The 17650-nt window shown below is 68.7% G+C and carries 16 protein-coding genes and 2 tRNA genes; 16 read left to right on the top strand and 2 right to left on the bottom strand.

The window, feature by feature from the left end; translation table 11 throughout:
- Positions 1-33 precede the first annotated feature (33 nt).
- The 6 genes from QWY76_RS15485 (at position 34) to nadA (ending at position 4350) form a co-directional block, all read left to right on the top strand.
- On the top strand, positions 34-1002 hold the full coding sequence (locus QWY76_RS15485; protein ID WP_435388991.1) for a segregation and condensation protein A: 969 nt from the start codon (positions 34-36) through the stop codon (positions 1000-1002).
- Entirely contained in the window at positions 999-1889 is an 891-nt protein-coding gene (gene scpB / locus QWY76_RS15480) for an SMC-Scp complex subunit ScpB (RefSeq protein ID WP_290312195.1), read from the top strand. Before QWY76_RS15485 ends, scpB begins: the two co-directional genes overlap by 4 nt.
- A complete protein-coding gene (rluB, locus tag QWY76_RS15475; RefSeq protein WP_290312194.1) occupies positions 1889-2740 on the top strand; it encodes a 23S rRNA pseudouridine(2605) synthase RluB in 852 nt (283 codons plus the stop codon). The genes scpB and rluB overlap by 1 nt, the downstream gene beginning before the upstream one ends.
- Positions 2741-2836: 96 nt before the next feature.
- Positions 2837-2912 (top strand) — tRNA-Lys (locus QWY76_RS15470).
- 41 nt (positions 2913-2953) lie between these two features.
- A tRNA-Lys gene (locus QWY76_RS15465) sits at positions 2954-3029 on the top strand.
- 292 nt (positions 3030-3321) lie between these two features.
- Positions 3322-4350 (top strand): quinolinate synthase NadA, encoded by a 1029-nt coding sequence (gene nadA / locus QWY76_RS15460; RefSeq protein WP_290312193.1) that lies wholly within the window; start codon positions 3322-3324, stop codon positions 4348-4350.
- Between the two features lie 65 nt (positions 4351-4415).
- Here nadA and QWY76_RS15455 read toward each other — a convergent pair whose 3' ends face one another.
- Positions 4416-5870, bottom strand: a complete 1455-nt coding sequence (locus tag QWY76_RS15455; protein WP_290312192.1) for a M48 family metalloprotease — start codon at positions 5868-5870, stop codon at positions 4416-4418.
- A gap of 151 nt (positions 5871-6021) precedes the next feature.
- On the opposite strand from QWY76_RS15455, the gene QWY76_RS15450 reads away from it, so the two are divergent.
- Together QWY76_RS15450 and QWY76_RS15445 are read left to right on the top strand one after the other, a co-directional pair.
- Positions 6022-6270, top strand: a complete 249-nt coding sequence (locus QWY76_RS15450; protein ID WP_290312191.1) for a sulfurtransferase TusA family protein — start codon at positions 6022-6024, stop codon at positions 6268-6270.
- Entirely contained in the window at positions 6267-7370 is a 1104-nt protein-coding gene (locus tag QWY76_RS15445) for an AI-2E family transporter (protein ID WP_290312190.1), read from the top strand. Before QWY76_RS15450 ends, QWY76_RS15445 begins: the two co-directional genes overlap by 4 nt.
- 33 nt (positions 7371-7403) lie before the next feature.
- On the opposite strand, the gene QWY76_RS15440 is transcribed toward QWY76_RS15445, so the two are convergent.
- Positions 7404-7880 (bottom strand): peroxiredoxin, encoded by a 477-nt coding sequence (locus QWY76_RS15440; RefSeq protein ID WP_290312189.1) that lies wholly within the window; start codon positions 7878-7880, stop codon positions 7404-7406.
- 200 nt (positions 7881-8080) lie between these two features.
- On the opposite strand from QWY76_RS15440, the gene dapA reads away from it, so the two are divergent.
- The 8 genes from dapA (at position 8081) to QWY76_RS15400 (ending at position 17630) form a co-directional block, all read left to right on the top strand.
- On the top strand, positions 8081-8965 hold the full coding sequence (gene dapA / locus QWY76_RS15435) for a 4-hydroxy-tetrahydrodipicolinate synthase (RefSeq protein ID WP_290312188.1): 885 nt from the start codon (positions 8081-8083) through the stop codon (positions 8963-8965).
- Positions 8966-9010: 45 nt separating this feature from the next.
- Positions 9011-9973, top strand: a complete 963-nt coding sequence (locus QWY76_RS15430) for a lipoprotein-34 (protein ID WP_290312187.1) — start codon at positions 9011-9013, stop codon at positions 9971-9973.
- Positions 9973-10770 carry an MBL fold metallo-hydrolase gene (locus QWY76_RS15425; RefSeq protein ID WP_290312185.1) on the top strand — a complete coding sequence of 266 codons (798 nt, stop codon included), beginning with the start codon at positions 9973-9975 and terminating at the stop codon, positions 10768-10770. Before QWY76_RS15430 ends, QWY76_RS15425 begins: the two co-directional genes overlap by 1 nt.
- A 41-nt stretch (positions 10771-10811) precedes the next feature.
- Positions 10812-11525: a phosphoribosylaminoimidazolesuccinocarboxamide synthase gene (purC, locus tag QWY76_RS15420; protein WP_290312184.1), complete on the top strand. Its 714-nt coding sequence runs from the start codon at positions 10812-10814 to the stop codon at positions 11523-11525.
- 239 nt (positions 11526-11764) lie between these two features.
- Positions 11765-14755 (top strand): xanthine dehydrogenase family protein molybdopterin-binding subunit, encoded by a 2991-nt coding sequence (locus tag QWY76_RS15415; protein ID WP_290312183.1) that lies wholly within the window; start codon positions 11765-11767, stop codon positions 14753-14755.
- The gene (locus QWY76_RS15410) at positions 14752-15597 is read left to right on the top strand and encodes an FAD binding domain-containing protein (protein ID WP_290312182.1); all 846 of its coding nucleotides are present in this window, start codon (positions 14752-14754) and stop codon (positions 15595-15597) included. Before QWY76_RS15415 ends, QWY76_RS15410 begins: the two co-directional genes overlap by 4 nt.
- The gene (locus tag QWY76_RS15405; protein ID WP_290312181.1) at positions 15581-16108 is read left to right on the top strand and encodes a (2Fe-2S)-binding protein; all 528 of its coding nucleotides are present in this window, start codon (positions 15581-15583) and stop codon (positions 16106-16108) included. The genes QWY76_RS15410 and QWY76_RS15405 overlap by 17 nt, the downstream gene beginning before the upstream one ends.
- Positions 16101-17630, top strand: coding sequence for an AMP-binding protein (locus QWY76_RS15400; RefSeq protein ID WP_290312180.1), 1530 nt, complete (start codon positions 16101-16103; stop codon positions 17628-17630). The genes QWY76_RS15405 and QWY76_RS15400 overlap by 8 nt, the downstream gene beginning before the upstream one ends.
- Positions 17631-17650: the final 20 nt, after the last annotated feature.

The following is a 17650-nucleotide window of genomic DNA, read 5'->3' as shown; positions in this document are numbered from 1 at the left end:
CGCCGCCCCACCAGCCCGGAGGCCAGGCCCCGCGTGAGCGAGACGCCATCGTCCATCGAAGCGCCCGACGCCCCCCCGGGGGACGGCGCCGCCTCGGCCGAGCCGAGTGCGGCGGAGCAGAGTGCGGCGGTGCTCGGCCGGCTGTTCGACGAGCCGATCACCCAGCTGCCCGAGGATCTGTACATTCCGCCGGAGGCCCTGCGGGTCTTCCTCGAGGCCTTCGAGGGTCCGCTGGACCTGCTGCTCTACCTGATCCGGCGGCAGAACCTGGATATCCTGGCCATCGACGTGGCCGCCATCACCCGCCAGTACATCGAGTACGTGGAGCTGATGAAGGCCATGGAGATCGAGCTGGCCGGCGAGTACCTGCTGATGGCGGCGATGCTCGCCGAGATCAAGTCGCGGACCCTGCTGCCCAAGCCGCCCAAGGAGGGCGGCGACGACGAGGAGGAGGACCCGCGGGCCGAGCTGATCCGGCGTCTGCAGGAGTACGAGCGGCTCAAGAACGCCGCCGAGGCGCTGGCCGAGCTGCCGCGCCTGGGCCGCGACTGGTTTCCGGCGCGGGCGGCCCTGCCGCCCCTGGAGTCGCGGGTGGTGCATCCGGACGTGGAACTCGACGAGCTGCTGGGCGCGCTGGCCGGCATCCTGCGCCGCGCCGAGCTCAACCAGGCCCACCAGGTCAGCCGCGAGGTGCTGTCGACCCGGGAGCGCATGCTGGCGATCATGGAGCGCCTGCATCACGAGCACTACACCCCCTTCGAGGCGCTGTTCCGCCTCGAGGAAGGCCGCTCCGGGGTGGTCGTCACCTTCATGGCGATCCTCGAGCTGGCCAAGGAGGCGATGATCGAGATCGTGCAGAACGCGCCGCTCTCGCCGATCCATGTGCGGGCCCGGGTGGCCGCGGAGCAAGACGGTGACGAGGCGGCGGCGTTCGACGACACCGGCGAGGAGGGCGAGAGCGCCTTCGCGCCGCAGGACGACGATGGGAGCGAGCCGGCATGACCGCCATGGAATTCCCCGATGCCCTGGACGAGATCCTCGAGGCCGCCCTGCTGGCGGCGGGCGAGCCGCTCTCGCTGGAGCGCCTCGAGGCGCTCTTCGATGACCACGAGCGCCCGCCACGGCGGGCGCTGCGGGAGGCCCTGGGCCGGGTCGAGGGGCGCCACGAGCGCGGCGCCATGGAGCTGCTCGAGACCGCCTCGGGCTACCAGCTGCGCATCCGGCCGCGGCTCTCGCCCTGGGTGTCGCGGCTGTGGGACGAGCGCCCGCAGCGCTACTCCCGGGCGCTGCTGGAGACCCTGGCGCTGATCGCCTATCGGCAACCGGTGACCCGCGGCGACATCGAGGAGGTGCGTGGCGTCACGGTGAGCGGCTCGATCATGCGCACCCTGGTCGACCGCGGCTGGGTGCGGGTGGTCGGGCACCGGGACGTGCCGGGCCGCCCGGCGGTCTATGCCACCACCCGGGCCTTCCTCGACGACTTCGGCCTCAAGACCCTCGACGAGCTGCCGCCGATGCACGAGCTGAAGGCGTTCGAGGAGCCGGAGCAGTCCCTCGAGGACGCGCCGCCGCCGCCCCAGCACGAGCTGCTGGCCCAGGCGGATGACCCGCCGGAGCCCCCGGACGAGCCCCCGGTGGGGGATGACACGCCAGACGATACGGCGTCGCCCGAGAGCGGCGACGCCGCGGCCGCGGAGACCCAGGAGGCCGCCGCGGCCGACGAGACGACGGCCGGGACGGCCGACGATGACCACGCCGGGACGGCGTCAGCACGGACGGGCCTGAGCTTCGCCGACCTCGAGGCGCGCCTGTCCGAACGTGCCCGGGGCCGCGTCGACGATGACGCTGCCGCGGGGACGGAATCCACTACCAGCGAGACAGACGACTGATGAGCACCACCACCGAGAAACTGCAGAAGGTCCTGGCCCGGGCGGGCCTGGGTTCGCGCCGCGAGATGGAGGCCGCCATCGCCGACGGCCGGGTCAAGGTCAACGGCCAGGTGGCCACCCTGGGCGACCGCATCGAGAGCCGCGACCGGGTGGCCCTCGATGACCGGCCGGTGACCCTGCGGGCCGCCGACGAGGTGCCGCGCCGGGTGATCATGTACAACAAGCCCGAGGGCGAGCTGTGTACCCGCAAGGACCCCGAGGGGCGCCGCACCGTCTTCGATCGGCTGCCGCGCCTCAAGGGCGAGCGCTGGATCGCCATCGGCCGGCTGGACATCAATACCAGCGGGCTGCTGCTGTTCACCACCGACGGCGAGCTGGCCAATCGCCTGATGCATCCCTCCACCCAGCTCGAGCGCGAGTACGCCGTGCGGGTGATGGGCGAGGTCAAGCCCGATCAGGTCAAGGCCATGGTCGAGGGGGTGATGCTCGACGACGGCCCGGCCCGCTTCACCGATGTCCAGGAGTTCGGCGGCGAGGGCATCAACACCTGGTTCCACGTGGTGATCATGGAAGGCCGCAACCGCGAGGTGCGCCGGCTCTGGGAGTCCCAGGGCCTGACGGTCAGCCGCCTCAAGCGGGTGCGCTACGGCAACATCTTCCTCGACAAGCGCGCCAAGGCCAGCGAGTGGGTGGAACTCAGCCAGGACGAGATCGACGACCTGGCCGAGATGGCCGGGCTGCCGCCCCGCAAGGTGCCGGAGCTGACGCCCGACGAGAAGAACCGCTGGAGCCGCGACAAGCACAAGCGCCGGCCGGTGCAGGCGATGCGCAAGCCCAAGGCACGGGGGTAGGGGGATCCAGCACCTCGGCCGGGCGAGAAGGGCCGAAAGGCAAAAAAGTCCTTGCCAGGCCGGGGGCGTATCCGTATTATCTGCACCCGTTCGGAAGGGTCGTTAGCTCAGTTGGTAGAGCAGTTGGCTTTTAACCAATTGGTCGTAGGTTCGAATCCTACACGACCCACCATCCGGACCTGGATTCATGGCGACTGAGCCGCCATGCATCATGGGTCGTTAGCTCAGTTGGTAGAGCAGTTGGCTTTTAACCAATTGGTCGTAGGTTCGAATCCTACACGACCCACCAGACATAGCGCCCCTGCCTCCCATGAGGCAGGGGCGTTCTGCGTTATGGGGCTGGTCAGCGCCGGCGCCGTTGTGCTTGCAACCCGGCCGGTACGGCGTCATCATCGGCGGGCGTCATGTTTCTTGCCCGGAGTGAATGAATCACGCGTTTCCCGGTCTAGAACGGATGCGGGTCGGCCACGGCGGAAGACGCGACGGTTGACCCTCTGGCGTGTCGCGGCGTGCGGAGTGCACGCGTGTCGGCACCTGGTGCAATGCGGGGGGAGCCCCTGCCGGTCACAGTGGTAGACACGATGACGATCATGACTTCCCGTGCCGAGCTGCGCGACCAGCTGGCACGTACCTATTGCCCCACGCGCATTCCCGCCGAGGACGAGGCCCGCATCGAGGAGATCAAGCGGCTGCTCGAGGCCCACAATGCCGTCCTGGTGGCCCATTACTATACCGACGACGCCATCCAGCAGCTGGCCGAGGAGACCGGCGGTTGTGTGGCCGACTCCCTGGAGATGGCGCGCTTCGGTGCCCGCCATCCGGCCGAGACGCTGGTGGTGGCCGGCGTGCGTTTCATGGGCGAGACGGCCAAGATCCTCTCCCCCGAGAAGCGCGTGTTGATGCCGACCCTGGAGGCGACCTGCTCGCTGGACGTGGGCTGCCCGGCCGAGGAGTTCAGCGCCTTCTGTGACGCCCATCCCGACCGCACCGTGGTGGTCTACGCCAATACCTCGGCGGCGGTGAAGGCCCGGGCCGACTGGGTGGTGACCTCCTCCATCGCGGTGGACGTGATCGAGCACCTCAAGGCCCGCGGCGAGAAGATCCTGTGGGCCCCGGACAAGCACCTGGGCGGCTATATCCAGAAGCAGACCGGCGCCGACATGCTGCTCTGGGACGGCGCCTGCATCGTCCACGAGGAGTTCAAGGCCAAGGGCGTCGAGGACCTCAAGGGCCTCTACCCGGAGGCCGCGGTGCTGGTGCACCCCGAGTCGCCGGAATCGGTGGTCGAGCTGGCCGACGTGGCGGGTTCCACCTCCCAGCTGATCAAGGCGGCCAAGGCGCTGCCCAACGACAAGCTGATCGTCGCCACCGACCGCGGCATCTTCTTCAAGATGCAGCAGGCAGTGCCCGAGAAGACCCTCTTCGAGGCGCCCACCGCCGGCAACGGCGCGACCTGCAAGAGCTGCGCCCACTGCCCGTGGATGGCGATGAACGCCCTGGACAACCTGGCCGGCGCCCTGCGCGAGGGCGAAGGCGAGATCTTCGTCGATGACGCCCTGCGTCTTGCCGCCTTGAAGCCCCTGGAGCGGATGCTCAACTTCAACGCCTGAGCGACGAGCAACAGCCCGTGACGGATGTCACGGGCTTTTCGTCCTCCACCTCATTGGCGCCGCTGTTACTGAAACTCCTCCATGGCCTCCCGGTACTCGATGAAGGCCTCGCGCCGCTGGGCGATGCGCCCGGCGGCGTTGTCGTCGTGCTCTCCCTGTGCCACGTCCTTGGCCACCTCGAGCTGGCGGATGGCGCGATCGATATGGCCGGTGAGCTGCAGGTGCTCGGCCCGGGCCAGGTGCCCCCAGGCCGGGCGACCGCTGCGACCGGCGGCCTCGGCGAGCAGGTCGAAGACCCGGGGATCCTCGGGGCGTCGGGCGGCCAGCTCGCTGAGTTGTCGGTAGGCCGCATCGGGATCGCGCTGCAGCAGGGCCTCGCCGAGCAACAGGCTGGCCGGCACGTAGTCGGGCATCAGCCGCAGTTGGCGTCGGCTGCGGGCGATGGCGTCATCGACCCGCCCGGCATCCAGGGCCACCTCGGCGGCCGAGGCCGGGAGCATCGCCAGGTCCGGCAGGCGCCGGGTCAGGGCATCCAGGGCCTGCAGCGCGGCCTCGCTGCGCCCGGCCTCGGCATCCGCCAGCGCGGCCAGGTAGCCCCGGGCCATCTCCGGGGCCTGGCCGCGGGCCAGGCGGGTGGCGGCCTGGCGCGGGTCCTGGTCGTGGATCGCCAGCAGGGCGCGGGCGCGGATCAGGTGGTACTCGATATCCTCGTTCCGGGGCGCGCCCGCGCCGAGCTGATCGGCCCTGGCCTGGGCATCGCTGATGCGTGCTTCCGTGACCGGGTGAGTGAGCAGGAATTCCGGCGGGTTGCCACCCTGCAGGGAGATCATGCGCTGCATGGTGCGGAACATCTCGACCATCGCCTGGGGATCGTAGCCGGCATCGGCCATGGCCTGCAGGCCGATCCGGTCGGCCTCGCGCTCGAAGCGCCGCGAGTAGGCCAGCTGATCCTGGAACAGCGCGGCCTGGGAGCCCATGGCGGCGGCGATCCCGGCATCGCCGCCGCCCCCGGCGGCGATCAGCATCCCGGCGAGCATGGCGGCCATGGCCGGGATCTGGGTCTGCTCGGCGCGGGCCTGCCCGCGGGCATAGTGGCGTTGGGAGAGGTGGCCGAGTTCATGGGCGAGCACCGAGGCCAGCGGCGCCTCGCGCTCGGCGAAGGCGAACAGCCCGGCGTTGATGCCGATCACGCCACCGGGCACGGCGAAGGCGTTGAGCCGCTCGCTGGCGACCAGGGTGATCACCGGGTCGATGCCGCCGACGTCGCTGTAGGGCAGCAGGCCGTCCACCAGGGATTCCACGTAGTGCTGGGCGATGGCATCCTGCCACTGCGGGGCCTTGGCGCGAAACTGGCGCAGCCAGGCGCGGCCCAGGCGGACCTCCTTGCCGCTGACGGCCTGGGTGTCGCCGCTGATCAGGCTGGGCAGGTCGGCATCGTCGCCGGTCTGGCCGAGGGCCGGCACGGCGACGGCGAGGCTGAGGGCGATGGCGGTGAGACAAGACAGGGGGCGACGCAGCATGGCCTTCCTCGTCAGTAGAGCGGAACGGGGCGGGACGGCCCCCTTCCGACATTGATTCGTCCGGAAAAGTGCCTTTAAATCCCAAGAGTTCATGTCGGCAACCTGCCCCGCTCGGGCCCGGCATGCCTCTGGCATTCTCCCGGGAGACAATATGGCTGTGCAACCTGATGACGTGCTCGACGCACGGGGGCTTCCCTGTCCGTTGCCCCTGCTCAAGGCCAAGCAGGCCCTGTCCCGACTGGCGCCGGGGCAACTGCTGGAAGTGATGGCCACCGACGCCGGATCCTGGCAGGACTTCGAGACCTTCGTCGCCCAGAGCGATCACGAGATGCCTGCCCGCGAGGAGCGCGGCGAGGTCTACCACTACTGGATTCGCAAGGGCGGGGAGCAGGCACCATGACCCTGAGGTCGGTGTTCCGTAGCTGGGTCGACCACTACCTCTCCGACGAGGAGGCGGTCATCCTGCTGATCGTGCTGGTGCTCGGCTTCGCCGTGGTGATCTGGCTGGGCAAGATGCTCGCGCCCTTCCTCACCGCCCTGGTGATCGCCTTCCTGTTGCAGGGCGCGGTGAACGCACTGACCCGGCGTCGCGTGCCGCACTTCCTGGCGGTGATGCTGGTCTATCTGGCCTTCATCGGCGTGCTGCTGGCGATGGCGCTGATCCTGATGCCGCTGATCTGGAACCAGCTGGTCAATCTGGTCCAGGAGACGCCGCGCATGTTCGCCAGTGTCCAGCAACTGCTCGATGACCTCCAGGCGCGCTATCCCCAGCTGGTGACCCCGGACCAGATCCAGGACTGGATCGGCATGGCCGGCCGCGAGGTCACCCAGCTCGGCCAGCGCGCCCTGACCCTGTCGCTGGCCTCGCTGGGCAATGTGGTGGCGTTGATCGTCTACCTGGTGCTGGTGCCGATCCTGGTGTTCTTCATGCTCAAGGACCGCGATCGGCTGGTGGGCTTCACCGTGTCGCTGCTGCCCAAGAATCGCCGCCTGATGACCCGGGTGTGGCAGGAGATGGACGATCAGATCGCCAACTACGTGCGGGGTAAGTTCACCGAGATCATCATCGTCGGCAGCGTGGCCTTCTTCACCTTCATGTTCTTCGGTCTGCCCTATTCGGCCCTGCTGGCGGTGCTGGTGGGCCTGTCGGTGCTGGTACCCTACATCGGCGCCGCCGTGGCGACCCTGCCGGTGGCGGCGGTGGCGGGCTTCCACTTCGGTCTCGGCGACCAGTTCCTCTACGTGATCATCGCCTACGGGGTGATCCAGGCCCTGGACGGCAACGTCCTGGTCCCGGTGCTGTTCTCCGAGGCGGTCAACCTGCATCCGGTATCGATCATCCTGGCGGTGCTGTTCTTCGGCGGGGTCTGGGGCTTCTGGGGCATCTTCTTCGCCATTCCCCTGGCGACCCTGCTCAAGGCCCTGGTCTATGCCTGGCCGCGGGGCATCCAGCAGCGCCGCCAGGAGGTCTCCCAGGAGGAGGAAGTGGTCGAGTCCTGAGCGCGTGTCCGCCGTGAGGCGGACACGCGGCCCTCACTGCCCGGCGTGCAGCGCCCGGGCGGCCTCCAGCACCTCGTCGGCGTGCCCCTTGACCTTGACGCCCCGCCATTCCCGGGCGAGCGTGCCGTCGGCATCGATCAGGAAGGTGCTGCGCTCGATCCCCAGGTGCTCCTTGCCGTAGAGCTTCTTGAGCTTGATGACGTCGAACAGCCGGCACAGCGTCTCGTCCTTGTCGGAGAGCAGCGGGAAGGTGAACGCCTGCTTGGCCTTGAAGTTTTCCTGGGCGCGGATGCCGTCCCGGGAGACGCCGACGATCACGGTGTTGGCGGCCTCGAAGGCGTCCATGCGGTCGCGGAAGTCGCCGCCCTCGGTGGTGCAGCCCGGCGTGCTGGCCTTGGGGTAGAAGTACACCACCACCTGCCGGCCGCGCAGTGCCGAGAGGCTCAGGGTGGTGTCGCCGGTGGCGGTGGCGGTGAAGTCGGGCACGGGCTGGCCGATGCTGACGGTCATGGGGAACTCCTCGGGTCGGGGGGCGAAGGCCCCGATTACACGCAACCCGGGGCGAACTGTAAAGTCGCCGCTGTACAGGCTCTCGAGCGCTGAGTACCATTTGACCCTTGATATCGAGACCCCGGGCGGGGCGGGACCCTTGAGCGGTGACCCTGGCCGCAGCGGTCACCCCGGCAGGCAGTTGAGAGGACAAGCAGAGCATGATCACGGGTAGCATCGTCGCGCTGGCGACACCGATGAAGGTCAACGGCGATATCGACTGGGAAGCCCTGCGGGCCCTGGTCAACTTCCATCTCGACCACGGTACCGATGCGATCGTCGCGGCGGGCACCACCGGCGAGCCGACCACCATGTCCTTCGCCGAGCACTTCGACGTGATCCGCGCCGTGGTGGAGGAAGTCGGCGGGCGCATCCCGGTGATCGCCGGCACCGGCGCCAACGCCACCTCCGAGGCGGTCGACCTGGCGCGTTATGCCAGCGAGGTGGGGGCCGACTATTGCCTGTCGGTGTGCCCCTACTACAACAAGCCGACCCAGGAAGGCCTCTATCAGCACTTCAAGGCCGTGGCCGAGGGCAGCAACCTGCCGGTGATCCTCTACAACGTGCCCGGTCGCACCTGCTCGGACCTCTACAACGAGACCGTGCTGCGCCTGGCCGAGGTGGACAACATCGTCGGCCTCAAGGATGCCACCGGCAACCTGGAACGCGCCGAGGACCTCATCGCCCGCCTCAAGGGCAGCGACTTCATGCTCTATTCCGGTGACGACGGCACGGCCTGTGACTTCATGCTGATGGGCGGCCATGGCGACATCTCGGTGACCGCCAATGTCGCGCCGCGGGCCATGCACGAGCTGTGCGTCGCCGCCGTGTCCGGCGAGGTCGACAAGGCCCACCAGATCAACACCCGCCTGATGCCCTTGCACACCAACCTGGGCATCGAGGCCAACCCTATCCCCGTGAAATGGGCCCTGCACCGCATGGGGCTGATCGAGCCGGGCATCCGCCTGCCGTTGACCTGGCTCTCCGAGAAGTACCATTCCACCGTCAGCGAGGCCCTGCAGCTGGCCGGTGTGATCGACGACTGAGCGGCCCCGAGCCGCAACCTGGATAACCCGATGCAAGGTGGACGCATGAGCGCTGCGCTGAAATGGATGCCCCTGGTGGCCGCCCTGGCCCTGGCCGGCTGTGCCCGCGACGGCCATTACGACGACCGTCGCGTCGACTATGCCGAGGCCGAGGCGAGCGCCCCCCTGGTGCTGCCCGACAGCCGGGACACCCGCCGCTACCGGGATGCCATGCCGGTGCCCGAGGCCGCCGGCAGCTTCGCGTCCCAGGGCGATGACTTCGATGCCCCGCCGCCCCGGGCGCTGGGCGCCGGCAGCGGCGTCGAGGCCGGTGACGTGGCCCGCCGCGAGGCCGCCGGGCAACGCTGGCTGGTGATCGGTGCCGAGCCCAGTGCGGTGTGGTCCGAGCTGGAGCGCTTCGCCGACGAGCGCGGCCTGCGGGTGGTGAGTCGCGATTCTGGCCGCGGCGTGCTGGAGACGGCCGAGGGACGCCTCAGCGTGCGCCCGGGCCTGCAGCCCGGGGCCAGCGAGGTGCGCTGCGAACAGGCCGGCTCGCCGCTGCAGGGCTGCCTGCAAGCCCTGCAGCGGCGCTTCGAGGCGCGTGGCGCCACCGCCAGTGCCTCGTCGCTGGCGGTGCAGCGTGCCCCCGAGGAACGCATGCGTCCGCTGCTCGAGCAGCGCGCCGGCGAGTGGCGCCTGGTGATCCCCTTCGATCTGGCGCGGACCTGGGCCGAGCTCAGCTACCAGCTCGAGGCCGACTTCTCGGTGGCCGAGCGCCGCGAGCTTGTGGAACAGGACGCCGAGGGCCACCGCTTCCTGGTGGACTACCTGACCGTCAGCGAGCGCAGCGAGGGGCTGCTCGGCACCCTGACCAGCCTGGGCCAGGCGTCGCCCCAGCGCATCCGCCTGGTGCTGGAGGCCAGCGGGCCCGAGCGTACCGTGCTGCGCGCCGAGCCGGCCGACGCGCGCGAGCTCTCCGCGGAGGATCGCCGCGAACTCCTCGAGCGGGTGGCGGGCCTGCTGGGCTGATGACGGGGTTGCCGAGCCTGGAGGGGGCCGGACGCCTGCACTTCGCCTCGCTGGGCAGCGGCAGCAAGGGCAATGCGACCCTGGTCAGCGATGGCGAGACGCACCTGCTGGTCGACTGCGGTTTCGGCCTCCGGGAGACCGAGCGCCGCCTGGCCCGCTTCGGCCTGCACCCTCGCCAGCTCGATGCCGTGCTGGTGACCCACGAGCACGGCGATCACGTGCGCGGCGTCGGTCCCCTGGCGCGGCGCCACCGGGTCCCGGTCTACCTGACGCCGGGCACCTGGCTGTCGGGCAAGCTCGGCGAGGTGCCGCATCGCCACTGGATCACCCCCCAGTCGCCCTTCCGCGTGAAGGGCTTCGAGATCGACCCGGTGACCGTGCCCCACGATGCCCGGGAGCCGGTGCAGTTCCGCCTCGCCGCCGCCGACCGGCGCCTCGGCCTGCTCACCGATCTGGGCCACCCCAGCGAGCATGTCGTCGAGGCCTTCCGGGGCTGCGATGCCCTGGTGCTGGAGTGCAACCACGATGTCCACCTGCTGCAGACCGGCCCCTACCCGCCGAGCCTCAAGCGCCGGGTCGGTGGCCAGTGGGGCCACCTGGCCAACGCCCAGGCCGCCTGGCTGCTCCAGCGGCTGGGGCTGGACCGGCTGCAGCGCATCGTCTGCTCGCACCTGTCGGAACACAACAACCGCCCCGAGCTGGCCCTGGAGGCCCTGGTGCCGCTGCTCGACGGCGACGACTCGCGCCTGACGGTGGCCGCCCAGGACCAGGGGCTGGACTGGCAGGCGATCACCTGACCCCCGTATCCTCTTATACCTACCGCCTGTGGAGGCTTCCCATGGAAAAGCGCCAAGAACTCTATGCCGGCAAGGCCAAGTCGGTCTTCGCCACCGACGACCCGGATCGCCTGATCCTGCACTTCCGTGACGACACCAGCGCCTTCGACGGCCGGCGCATGGAGTCGCTAGCGCGCAAGGGCAAGGTCAACAACCGCTTCAACGCCTTCATCATGGGCAAGCTGCAGGAGGCCGGCATCCCCACCCACTTCGAGGGCCTGCTCTCCGACACCGAGTGCGTGGTCAAGAACCTCGACATGCTGCCGGTGGAGTGTGTGGTGCGCAACATCGCCGCGGGCAGCCTGGTCAAGACCCTCGGTGTGGAGGAGGGCAGCGAGCTCAACCCGCCGACCTTCCAGCTGTTCCTCAAGAACGACGAGCTCCACGACCCGATGATCAACGAGTCCCTGGCCGAGACCTTCGGCTGGGCGACCCCCGAGCAGCTGGCCGAGATGAAGGCGCTGACCTTCCGCGTCAACGAGGTGCTCAAGCAGCTGTTCGCCGACGGCGGCCTGCTGCTGGTGGACTACAAGCTCGAGTTCGGGCTCTTCCAGGGCCGTATCGTGCTGGGCGACGAGTTCTCCCCGGATGGCTGTCGCCTGTGGGACGCCGAGACCCGCGAGAAGCTCGACAAGGATCGCTTCCGTCAGGGCCTGGGCGGGGTGATCGAGGCCTACGAGGAAGTTGGCCGCCGCATCGGCGTCGATTTCGACTGAATTCGCGAGTTCGCGAAGTGGTAACGAGAAGGCGGCCCTCGGGCCGCCTTCCTGCATTCTGACAGCGTCTGAGGAGCCGGTTTCAGCCTCTTGTCCTTTGGTCGCAAATCAGACCCTCGGGCAAGTCATCCGATGCTGGGGCCAAACTCCGGTCCGAGAGGCAAGGCCGGCCCTCCCTTCGCTCCTTAGACTCCTCCCCAGGTGGCACGCCATTTCCCATGGCCACCGCGGAGGAGTGAATGAACACGTTCGAGCCAGTTCGGCAGACAGGGCAGGGGGAGCAGATCGGCCGTCGACAGCCGCGCGTCGAAGACGATGCCTTGCTGCGAGGCCGGGGAGGCTATGCCGACGACCTGGCGGTGGCGCCGGGGACCCTGCATGCCGCCGTACTGCGTTCCCCCCATGCCCATGCCCGGCTGGTCGACCTGAATGCTTCGCCGGCGCTGGCCATGCCCGGCGTGCATGCCGTCCTGACCGGCGCAGACCTAAGGCGCTGGGCGGCCCCCTTTCCCGTCGGCGTGCGCCAGCCCATGGAGCACTGGTGCCTGGCGGTCGACAAGGTGCGCTATGTCGGCGAGCCGGTTGCCGTGGTGATCGCCGAGAGTCGCTATCTCGCCGAGGATGCCCTCGACGCCATCCGTGTCGACTACGAGACGCTGCCCGTCGCGGTGGATACCGAGGCGGCCATCGCAGCAGGCGCCCCATTGCTCCATGAGGGAGTCGGCAGCAACGTGGTCAGCGAACGCCACTTTCGCTATGGCGACCCCGAACAGGCCTTCGCCGAGGCCGAGCGCCGCGTCGCACTCAAGGTGCGCATGCCACGCAGCTCCTGTACGCCGATGGAGTGCTACGTGGTCATCGCCGACTATGACGCCTCCAGCGACAGCTACGACGTGCTCTCCAACTTCCAGGGGCCTTATGCGCTGCACTCGGTAATGACTCGCGCCCTGAAGGTCCCCGGCAACCGCCTGCGCCTGCGTACCCCACCGGAATCCGGTGGCAGCTTCGGCATCAAGCAGGGGGTGTTTCCCTATGTGGTGATGATGGGCCTGGCCGCCCGCAAGGCCGGCGCCCCGGTCAAGTGGGTGGAGGATCGCCTCGAGCACCTGCAGGGGTCCTCCTCGGCCACCAATCGGGTGACGGAAATCGAGGCTGCGGTGACCCATGACGGCCGTGTCACTGCGCTGCACTGGGACCAGGTCGACGATTGCGGGGCCTACCTGCGTGCCCCCGAACCGGCCACCTTCTATCGCATGCACGGCAACCTCACCGGCGCCTACGCCATCGAGCATCTCGCCGTGCGCAACCGTGTCGCGCTGACCAACAAGACGCCCACGGGGCTCAACCGTGGCTTCGGCGGCCCCCAGGTGTATTTCGCCCTCGAACGGCTGATGCAGCGCATCGCCGTGGAGCTCGAGCTGGACCCTCTCGAGGTGATCCGCCGCAACCTGGTGCCGTCCGGGAGCTTCCCCTACCGTGCCGCGGCCGGGGCGTTGCTCGACTCAGGCGACTATCCCGCCTCGGTAGAGCAAGGGGTTCGTGACGGCGGACTGGACGAGCTGCTGGCGCGCCGCGCGGCGGCACGCCGCGAGGGGCGGCTGTATGGCATCGGCTACACCGTGGCAGTGGAGCCATCGATCTCCAACATGGGCTACATCACCACCGCCATGACGCCCGAGGAACGGCGCAGGGCCGGCCCCAAGAACGGCGCAGTGAGCACCGCGACGATCAGTGTGGGGCCGCTGGGTGACATCAGTGCTCATGTCTCCTCGACACCCCAGGGGCAGGGGCATCGCACCGTGGTGGCTCAGGTGATCGCCGAGGTGCTCGGGGTGTCGCTGGAGTCGATCCGTGTCAATGTCGAGCTCGATACCGGCAAGGACGCCTGGTCGATCGCCTCGGGCAACTACTCCAGCCGGTTCTCCGGCGCCGTGGCCGGGGCCGTCTACCAGGCGGCGTTGAAGGTGCGCGAGCGCCTGGCCGGCATCGCCGCCGCCCAGTGGCAAGTAGACCCAGCACGCATCCATTTCGCCGAAGGGCAGTTGAGGGTGGTCGATAGCGAGTTGACGATGCCCTTTGGCCGCCTGGCCGGCGCCACGCACTGGGCGCCGGGCACCCTGCCCGACGGGGAGCCGGGCGGGCTACGCGAGACGGCCTTCTGGTCGCCGCCCCAGCTCGAGGCGCCGGACGATGACGATCGTATCAACAGCTCGCTCTGCTACGGCTTCATCTTCGACTACTGCGGCGTGGAGGTCGACCGCATCACCGGCAAGGTGAGACTCGACCGCTATGTCACCCTCCATGACGCCGGCCGCCTGCTCAATCCGGACCTGGTCGATGGCCAGGTGCGCGGGGCATTCGCCCAGGGGCTTGGGGCGGCGCTGATGGAGGAGTTTGCCTACGGCGACGATGGCAGCTTCCAGTCCGGCACCTTCGCCGACTACCTGGTGCCGACCAGCGTCGAGGTGCCTGAACCACTGATCCTGCACAGAGAGACGCCGTCGCCGTTCACCCCGCTGGGTGCCAAGGGGGTCGGTGAGGGCAACAACATGAGCACCCCGGTGTGCATCGCCAATGCCGTGGCCGACGCGCTGGGCATCGCGGACATCGAGCTGCCGCTGACGCCGTCCAAGGTGCGCACTCTGATCGGCATCGAGGAGCCTCCGCGGCCCCAAGGAGTGGGCGAGGATCAGACGGCTCCCGCAGCCGGTGGCGGCTCGCGGCTCACCGCCAGCGACTCGGTGACGCTGCCGGGCAGCCCTCAGGCGGTCTTCGACACCCTGCTCGATCCCGAGACCCTGCAGACGATCATCCCTGGCTGCCATGCACTGGAACTCACCGGCGAGAACGCCTACCGCGCCGATGTCACCGTCGGCGTGGGGATGATCCGAGCGCGCTTCGATGCGCGGGTGGCGCTCTCCGACCTCGACCCTCCGCACGGTCTGCGGCTCTCCGGGGCCGGCACCAGCGCCATGGGCTCGGCGGAGGGCAGTGCGCGGATTCGGCTGACCGAGATCGAGGGCGGCCAGACGCGACTCGACTACGACTACGACGCCGCCGTGGGCGGCAAGGTCGCCTCGGTGGGCGGGCGCATGCTGCAAAGCGCCTCGCGGATGATCATCGGCCAGATCTTCACGCGCCTGGCCCAGCGCATGGGCGGCGCCGTACCACGGCTGTCGCTGTGGCAGCGCCTCAAGGTCCTGCTCACCGGCCGGGGAGGTCGCTCATGAAACCTGCTGCTTTCGATTATCTGCGCCCGTCGAGCCGTCGCGAGGCCTGTGAGCTGCTGCATGAGGCTGGGGACGATGCTCGGCTGATCGCCGGGGGGCAGTCGCTGATGGCGGTGCTCAACATGCGCCTGGCCCAGCCCAAGCGGCTGATCGATATCGCGGGTATCGAGGACCTGCACTACATCGAGCGTCGTGACGATCATCTAGCGGTGGGCGCCGGGGTGACTCAGGCCGAACTACTCGAGTACCCCGGCCTCGCCGAAGCGGTCCCGTTGCTGGCGCAGGCGATGCCCTGGATCGGCCATTGGCAGACCCGTAACCGCGGCACGGTATGCGGCTCGATCGCCCATGCCGATCCCAGCGCCGAGTTGCCGTTGAGCCTGGTCACCCTGGGAGGGCAGGTGGTGCTCGAGAACCGCCGCGGCAAGTCGCGCCGAGTCCTGGCGCGAGACTTCTTCCAGGGCGTACTGACCACCGACCGCCACCCCGACGAGCTGATCACCGAGGTGCGTTTCCCCCTGGCGAGGCCGGGCGCGGAGTACCGCTTCCAGGAAGTGGCCATGCGCCATGGCGACTTCGCCATCGTCGCGCTGGCGGCAGTGATCGACAACGACCGAGTCACTCTCGGCGTGGGCGGCGTCGCCGACCGCCCAGTGAGCCGCGAATTCGCCCGCCAGGATGACCCGAGCGAGGTCCTCAACACCCTCGCCTGGTCCTTGGGTGCCGAGGACGACGCCCATGCCACGGCGGCCTATCGCCGCCAGTTGATCCGTGAGCTCGGCCGGCAGTTGATCGCCGGTGGGCCAAGTGACGAGGAGATCGCCCATGCACGCCAGGGCTGACCAGCGCATACGCGTGACCCTGACCCTCAATGGCCGCGAGCGCAGCGGCTACGCCGAGCCCCGTACCCAGCTGTGCGACTTCCTGCGCCACGAACTGGGAGCCACCGGCACCCACGTGGGGTGCGAGCACGGCGTGTGTGGGGCCTGCACGGTGCGCGTCGATGGTCGCGCCAGCCGCAGCTGCCTGATGCTTGCGGTACAGGCCGAGGGTCGGCGGCTCGATACCGTCGAGTCGCTGGCAGGAGAGGAGGGCCTTTCCGATCTGCAACAGGCGTTCCGGCGTCATCACGCCCTGCAGTGCGGCTTCTGCACCGCAGGCATTCTGATGTCCTGCGAGGAGTTCCTGGACCGTGTGGCCGACCCCAGCGAGGCCCAGGTGCGCGACATGCTGTCGGGTCATCTGTGCCGTTGCACCGGCTATACCGGCATGGTCCAGGCGGTACTCGAAGTGGCTCGGACGCGCCGCGAGGCGGCCGTGCCCGACAGTCAACTGGAGAACAACGATGTTTGATCTTGGTCGCAGTTTTCTTGCCTCGGTGGAGCGTCGCCCTCGGGCGATCGCCATTTCCGATGGCGATTTTCGCAAGACTTATGCCGAGTGGTTCGCCGATATCCAGAGTGTCGCCAGGAGCCTCGAGGCGATGGGCCTGGCCAAGGGGGATCGCCTGCTGGTGGTGATGCAGAATCGCTGGCAGATGGCGACCCTGCACTGGGCCTGCCAATTCGCCGGGATCGTGGTCACTCCCCTCAACTGGCGATCCACGGCCCGGGATCTGAGTTACTGCATCGAGGATGCCGAGGTCAAGGCTCTCGCCTATGACGCTTCGGTGGCCGAAGCGGTGAACGGCTGTCCCGAGGCACAGCGGCTGCCGCGCATCACTGCCGGAGGGGGCGAGGACATCGGTGCCCATGACTTCGATGCCCTGCTCGGTGTGGACGGTGAGCTGGTATTGCGTGCCGATGCCGAGGATGTCTCGCTGATGCTCTACACCTCGGGTACCAGCGGCAAGCCCAAGGGCGTGCCACGCCTGCATCGCGCCGAGCGAGCCGCAGCGCTGGCCCATGTGGCCCAGAACCTCTATCGCCACGACGAGTGCACCCTCGGCGTGATGCCGCTCTATCACACCATGGGCGTGCGCTCGCTGCTGTCGATGGCACTGATCGACGGCCACTTCGTCTGCGTGCCGAAGTTCGATCCCGCGGCGACGCTGGACTCCATCGAGCGTGAGGGCGTCACCAACCTCTATCTGGTGCCGACCCTCTACCACATGCTCATCGAGCATCCCGAGTTCTCACCGTCACGGGTGGTCAGCGTCGACAAGCTGGGCTTCGCCGGCGCGCCGATGAGTGCGGGGCTGATGGCACGGGTTCAGGAAGCCTTCCAGCCCAGCCTGTTCGTCAACCACTACGGCAGCTCCGAGATCTATACCTTCACCATCGACCAACGGGCCAGTGACAAGCCGGGCTCATCGGGTCGGCCGTCGCTCAACCAGCGCATCCGGGTGGTCAAAGTGGGTGCCGAGTCGCCGGACGAGATCCTGGGCGTGGGGGAAGAGGGCGAGATCATCGCCGACATGGCCGGCGACGAGGCCTTTCAGGGCTACTGGCACCGCCCCGATGCCGACCGCAAGGCGCTCAAGGAGGGCTGGTACTTCACCAGCGACACCGGCTACTTCGACGCCGACGGCGACCTGTTCGTCACCGGCCGGGTCGATGACCTGATCATCACCGGCGGCGAGAACGTCAGCCCGGTGGAGATCGAGAATGTGCTCTCGGTGCACCCCCAGGTGGAAGAGGTCGTGGTGGTGGGGCTGGCCGACGAGCAGTGGGGAGAGGTGGTCACCGCCTTCGTCAAGGCCCGACAGACCATCGACGAGGGCGAACTCGACCGGCACTGCGTCGATTCCGGCCTGGCCCGCTTCAAGCGCCCGCGGCGCTACATCTTCGTCGACGAGATTCCCAAGTCCCCCGTGGGCAAGATCCTGCGCCGCGTGCTGCGCAAACAGGATTCCGCCAGCGTACAACCCCACTGATCAGCAAACCGACAAGGAAC

The sequence above is a fragment of the Halomonas maura genome (assembly GCF_030409305.1).
GTDB classification, from domain to species: domain Bacteria; phylum Pseudomonadota; class Gammaproteobacteria; order Pseudomonadales; family Halomonadaceae; genus Halomonas; species Halomonas maura.
This window is presented reverse-complemented; position numbering and strand designations above follow the sequence as displayed.

What these genes read in the sequence shown, in the direction of transcription:
- nadA (WP_290312193.1), top strand. Translation starts at nt 3,322, where the DNA reads ATGACGATCATGACTTCCCGTGCCGAGCTGCGCGACCAGCTGGCACGT.
- dapA (WP_290312188.1), top strand. Translation starts at nt 8,081, where the DNA reads ATGATCACGGGTAGCATCGTCGCGCTGGCGACACCGATGAAGGTCAAC.
- QWY76_RS15445 (WP_290312190.1), top strand. Translation starts at nt 6,267, where the DNA reads ATGACCCTGAGGTCGGTGTTCCGTAGCTGGGTCGACCACTACCTCTCC.
- QWY76_RS15450 (WP_290312191.1), top strand. Translation starts at nt 6,022, where the DNA reads ATGGCTGTGCAACCTGATGACGTGCTCGACGCACGGGGGCTTCCCTGT.
- purC (WP_290312184.1), top strand. Translation starts at nt 10,812, where the DNA reads ATGGAAAAGCGCCAAGAACTCTATGCCGGCAAGGCCAAGTCGGTCTTC.
- scpB (WP_290312195.1), top strand. Translation starts at nt 999, where the DNA reads ATGACCGCCATGGAATTCCCCGATGCCCTGGACGAGATCCTCGAGGCC.
- QWY76_RS15455 (WP_290312192.1), bottom strand. Translation starts at nt 5,870, where the DNA reads ATGCTGCGTCGCCCCCTGTCTTGTCTCACCGCCATCGCCCTCAGCCTC.
- rluB (WP_290312194.1), top strand. Translation starts at nt 1,889, where the DNA reads ATGAGCACCACCACCGAGAAACTGCAGAAGGTCCTGGCCCGGGCGGGC.
- QWY76_RS15415 (WP_290312183.1), top strand. Translation starts at nt 11,765, where the DNA reads ATGAACACGTTCGAGCCAGTTCGGCAGACAGGGCAGGGGGAGCAGATC.
- QWY76_RS15430 (WP_290312187.1), top strand. Translation starts at nt 9,011, where the DNA reads ATGAGCGCTGCGCTGAAATGGATGCCCCTGGTGGCCGCCCTGGCCCTG.
- QWY76_RS15405 (WP_290312181.1), top strand. Translation starts at nt 15,581, where the DNA reads ATGCACGCCAGGGCTGACCAGCGCATACGCGTGACCCTGACCCTCAAT.
- QWY76_RS15440 (WP_290312189.1), bottom strand. Translation starts at nt 7,880, where the DNA reads ATGACCGTCAGCATCGGCCAGCCCGTGCCCGACTTCACCGCCACCGCC.
- QWY76_RS15400 (WP_290312180.1), top strand. Translation starts at nt 16,101, where the DNA reads ATGTTTGATCTTGGTCGCAGTTTTCTTGCCTCGGTGGAGCGTCGCCCT.
- QWY76_RS15425 (WP_290312185.1), top strand. Translation starts at nt 9,973, where the DNA reads ATGACGGGGTTGCCGAGCCTGGAGGGGGCCGGACGCCTGCACTTCGCC.
- QWY76_RS15410 (WP_290312182.1), top strand. Translation starts at nt 14,752, where the DNA reads ATGAAACCTGCTGCTTTCGATTATCTGCGCCCGTCGAGCCGTCGCGAG.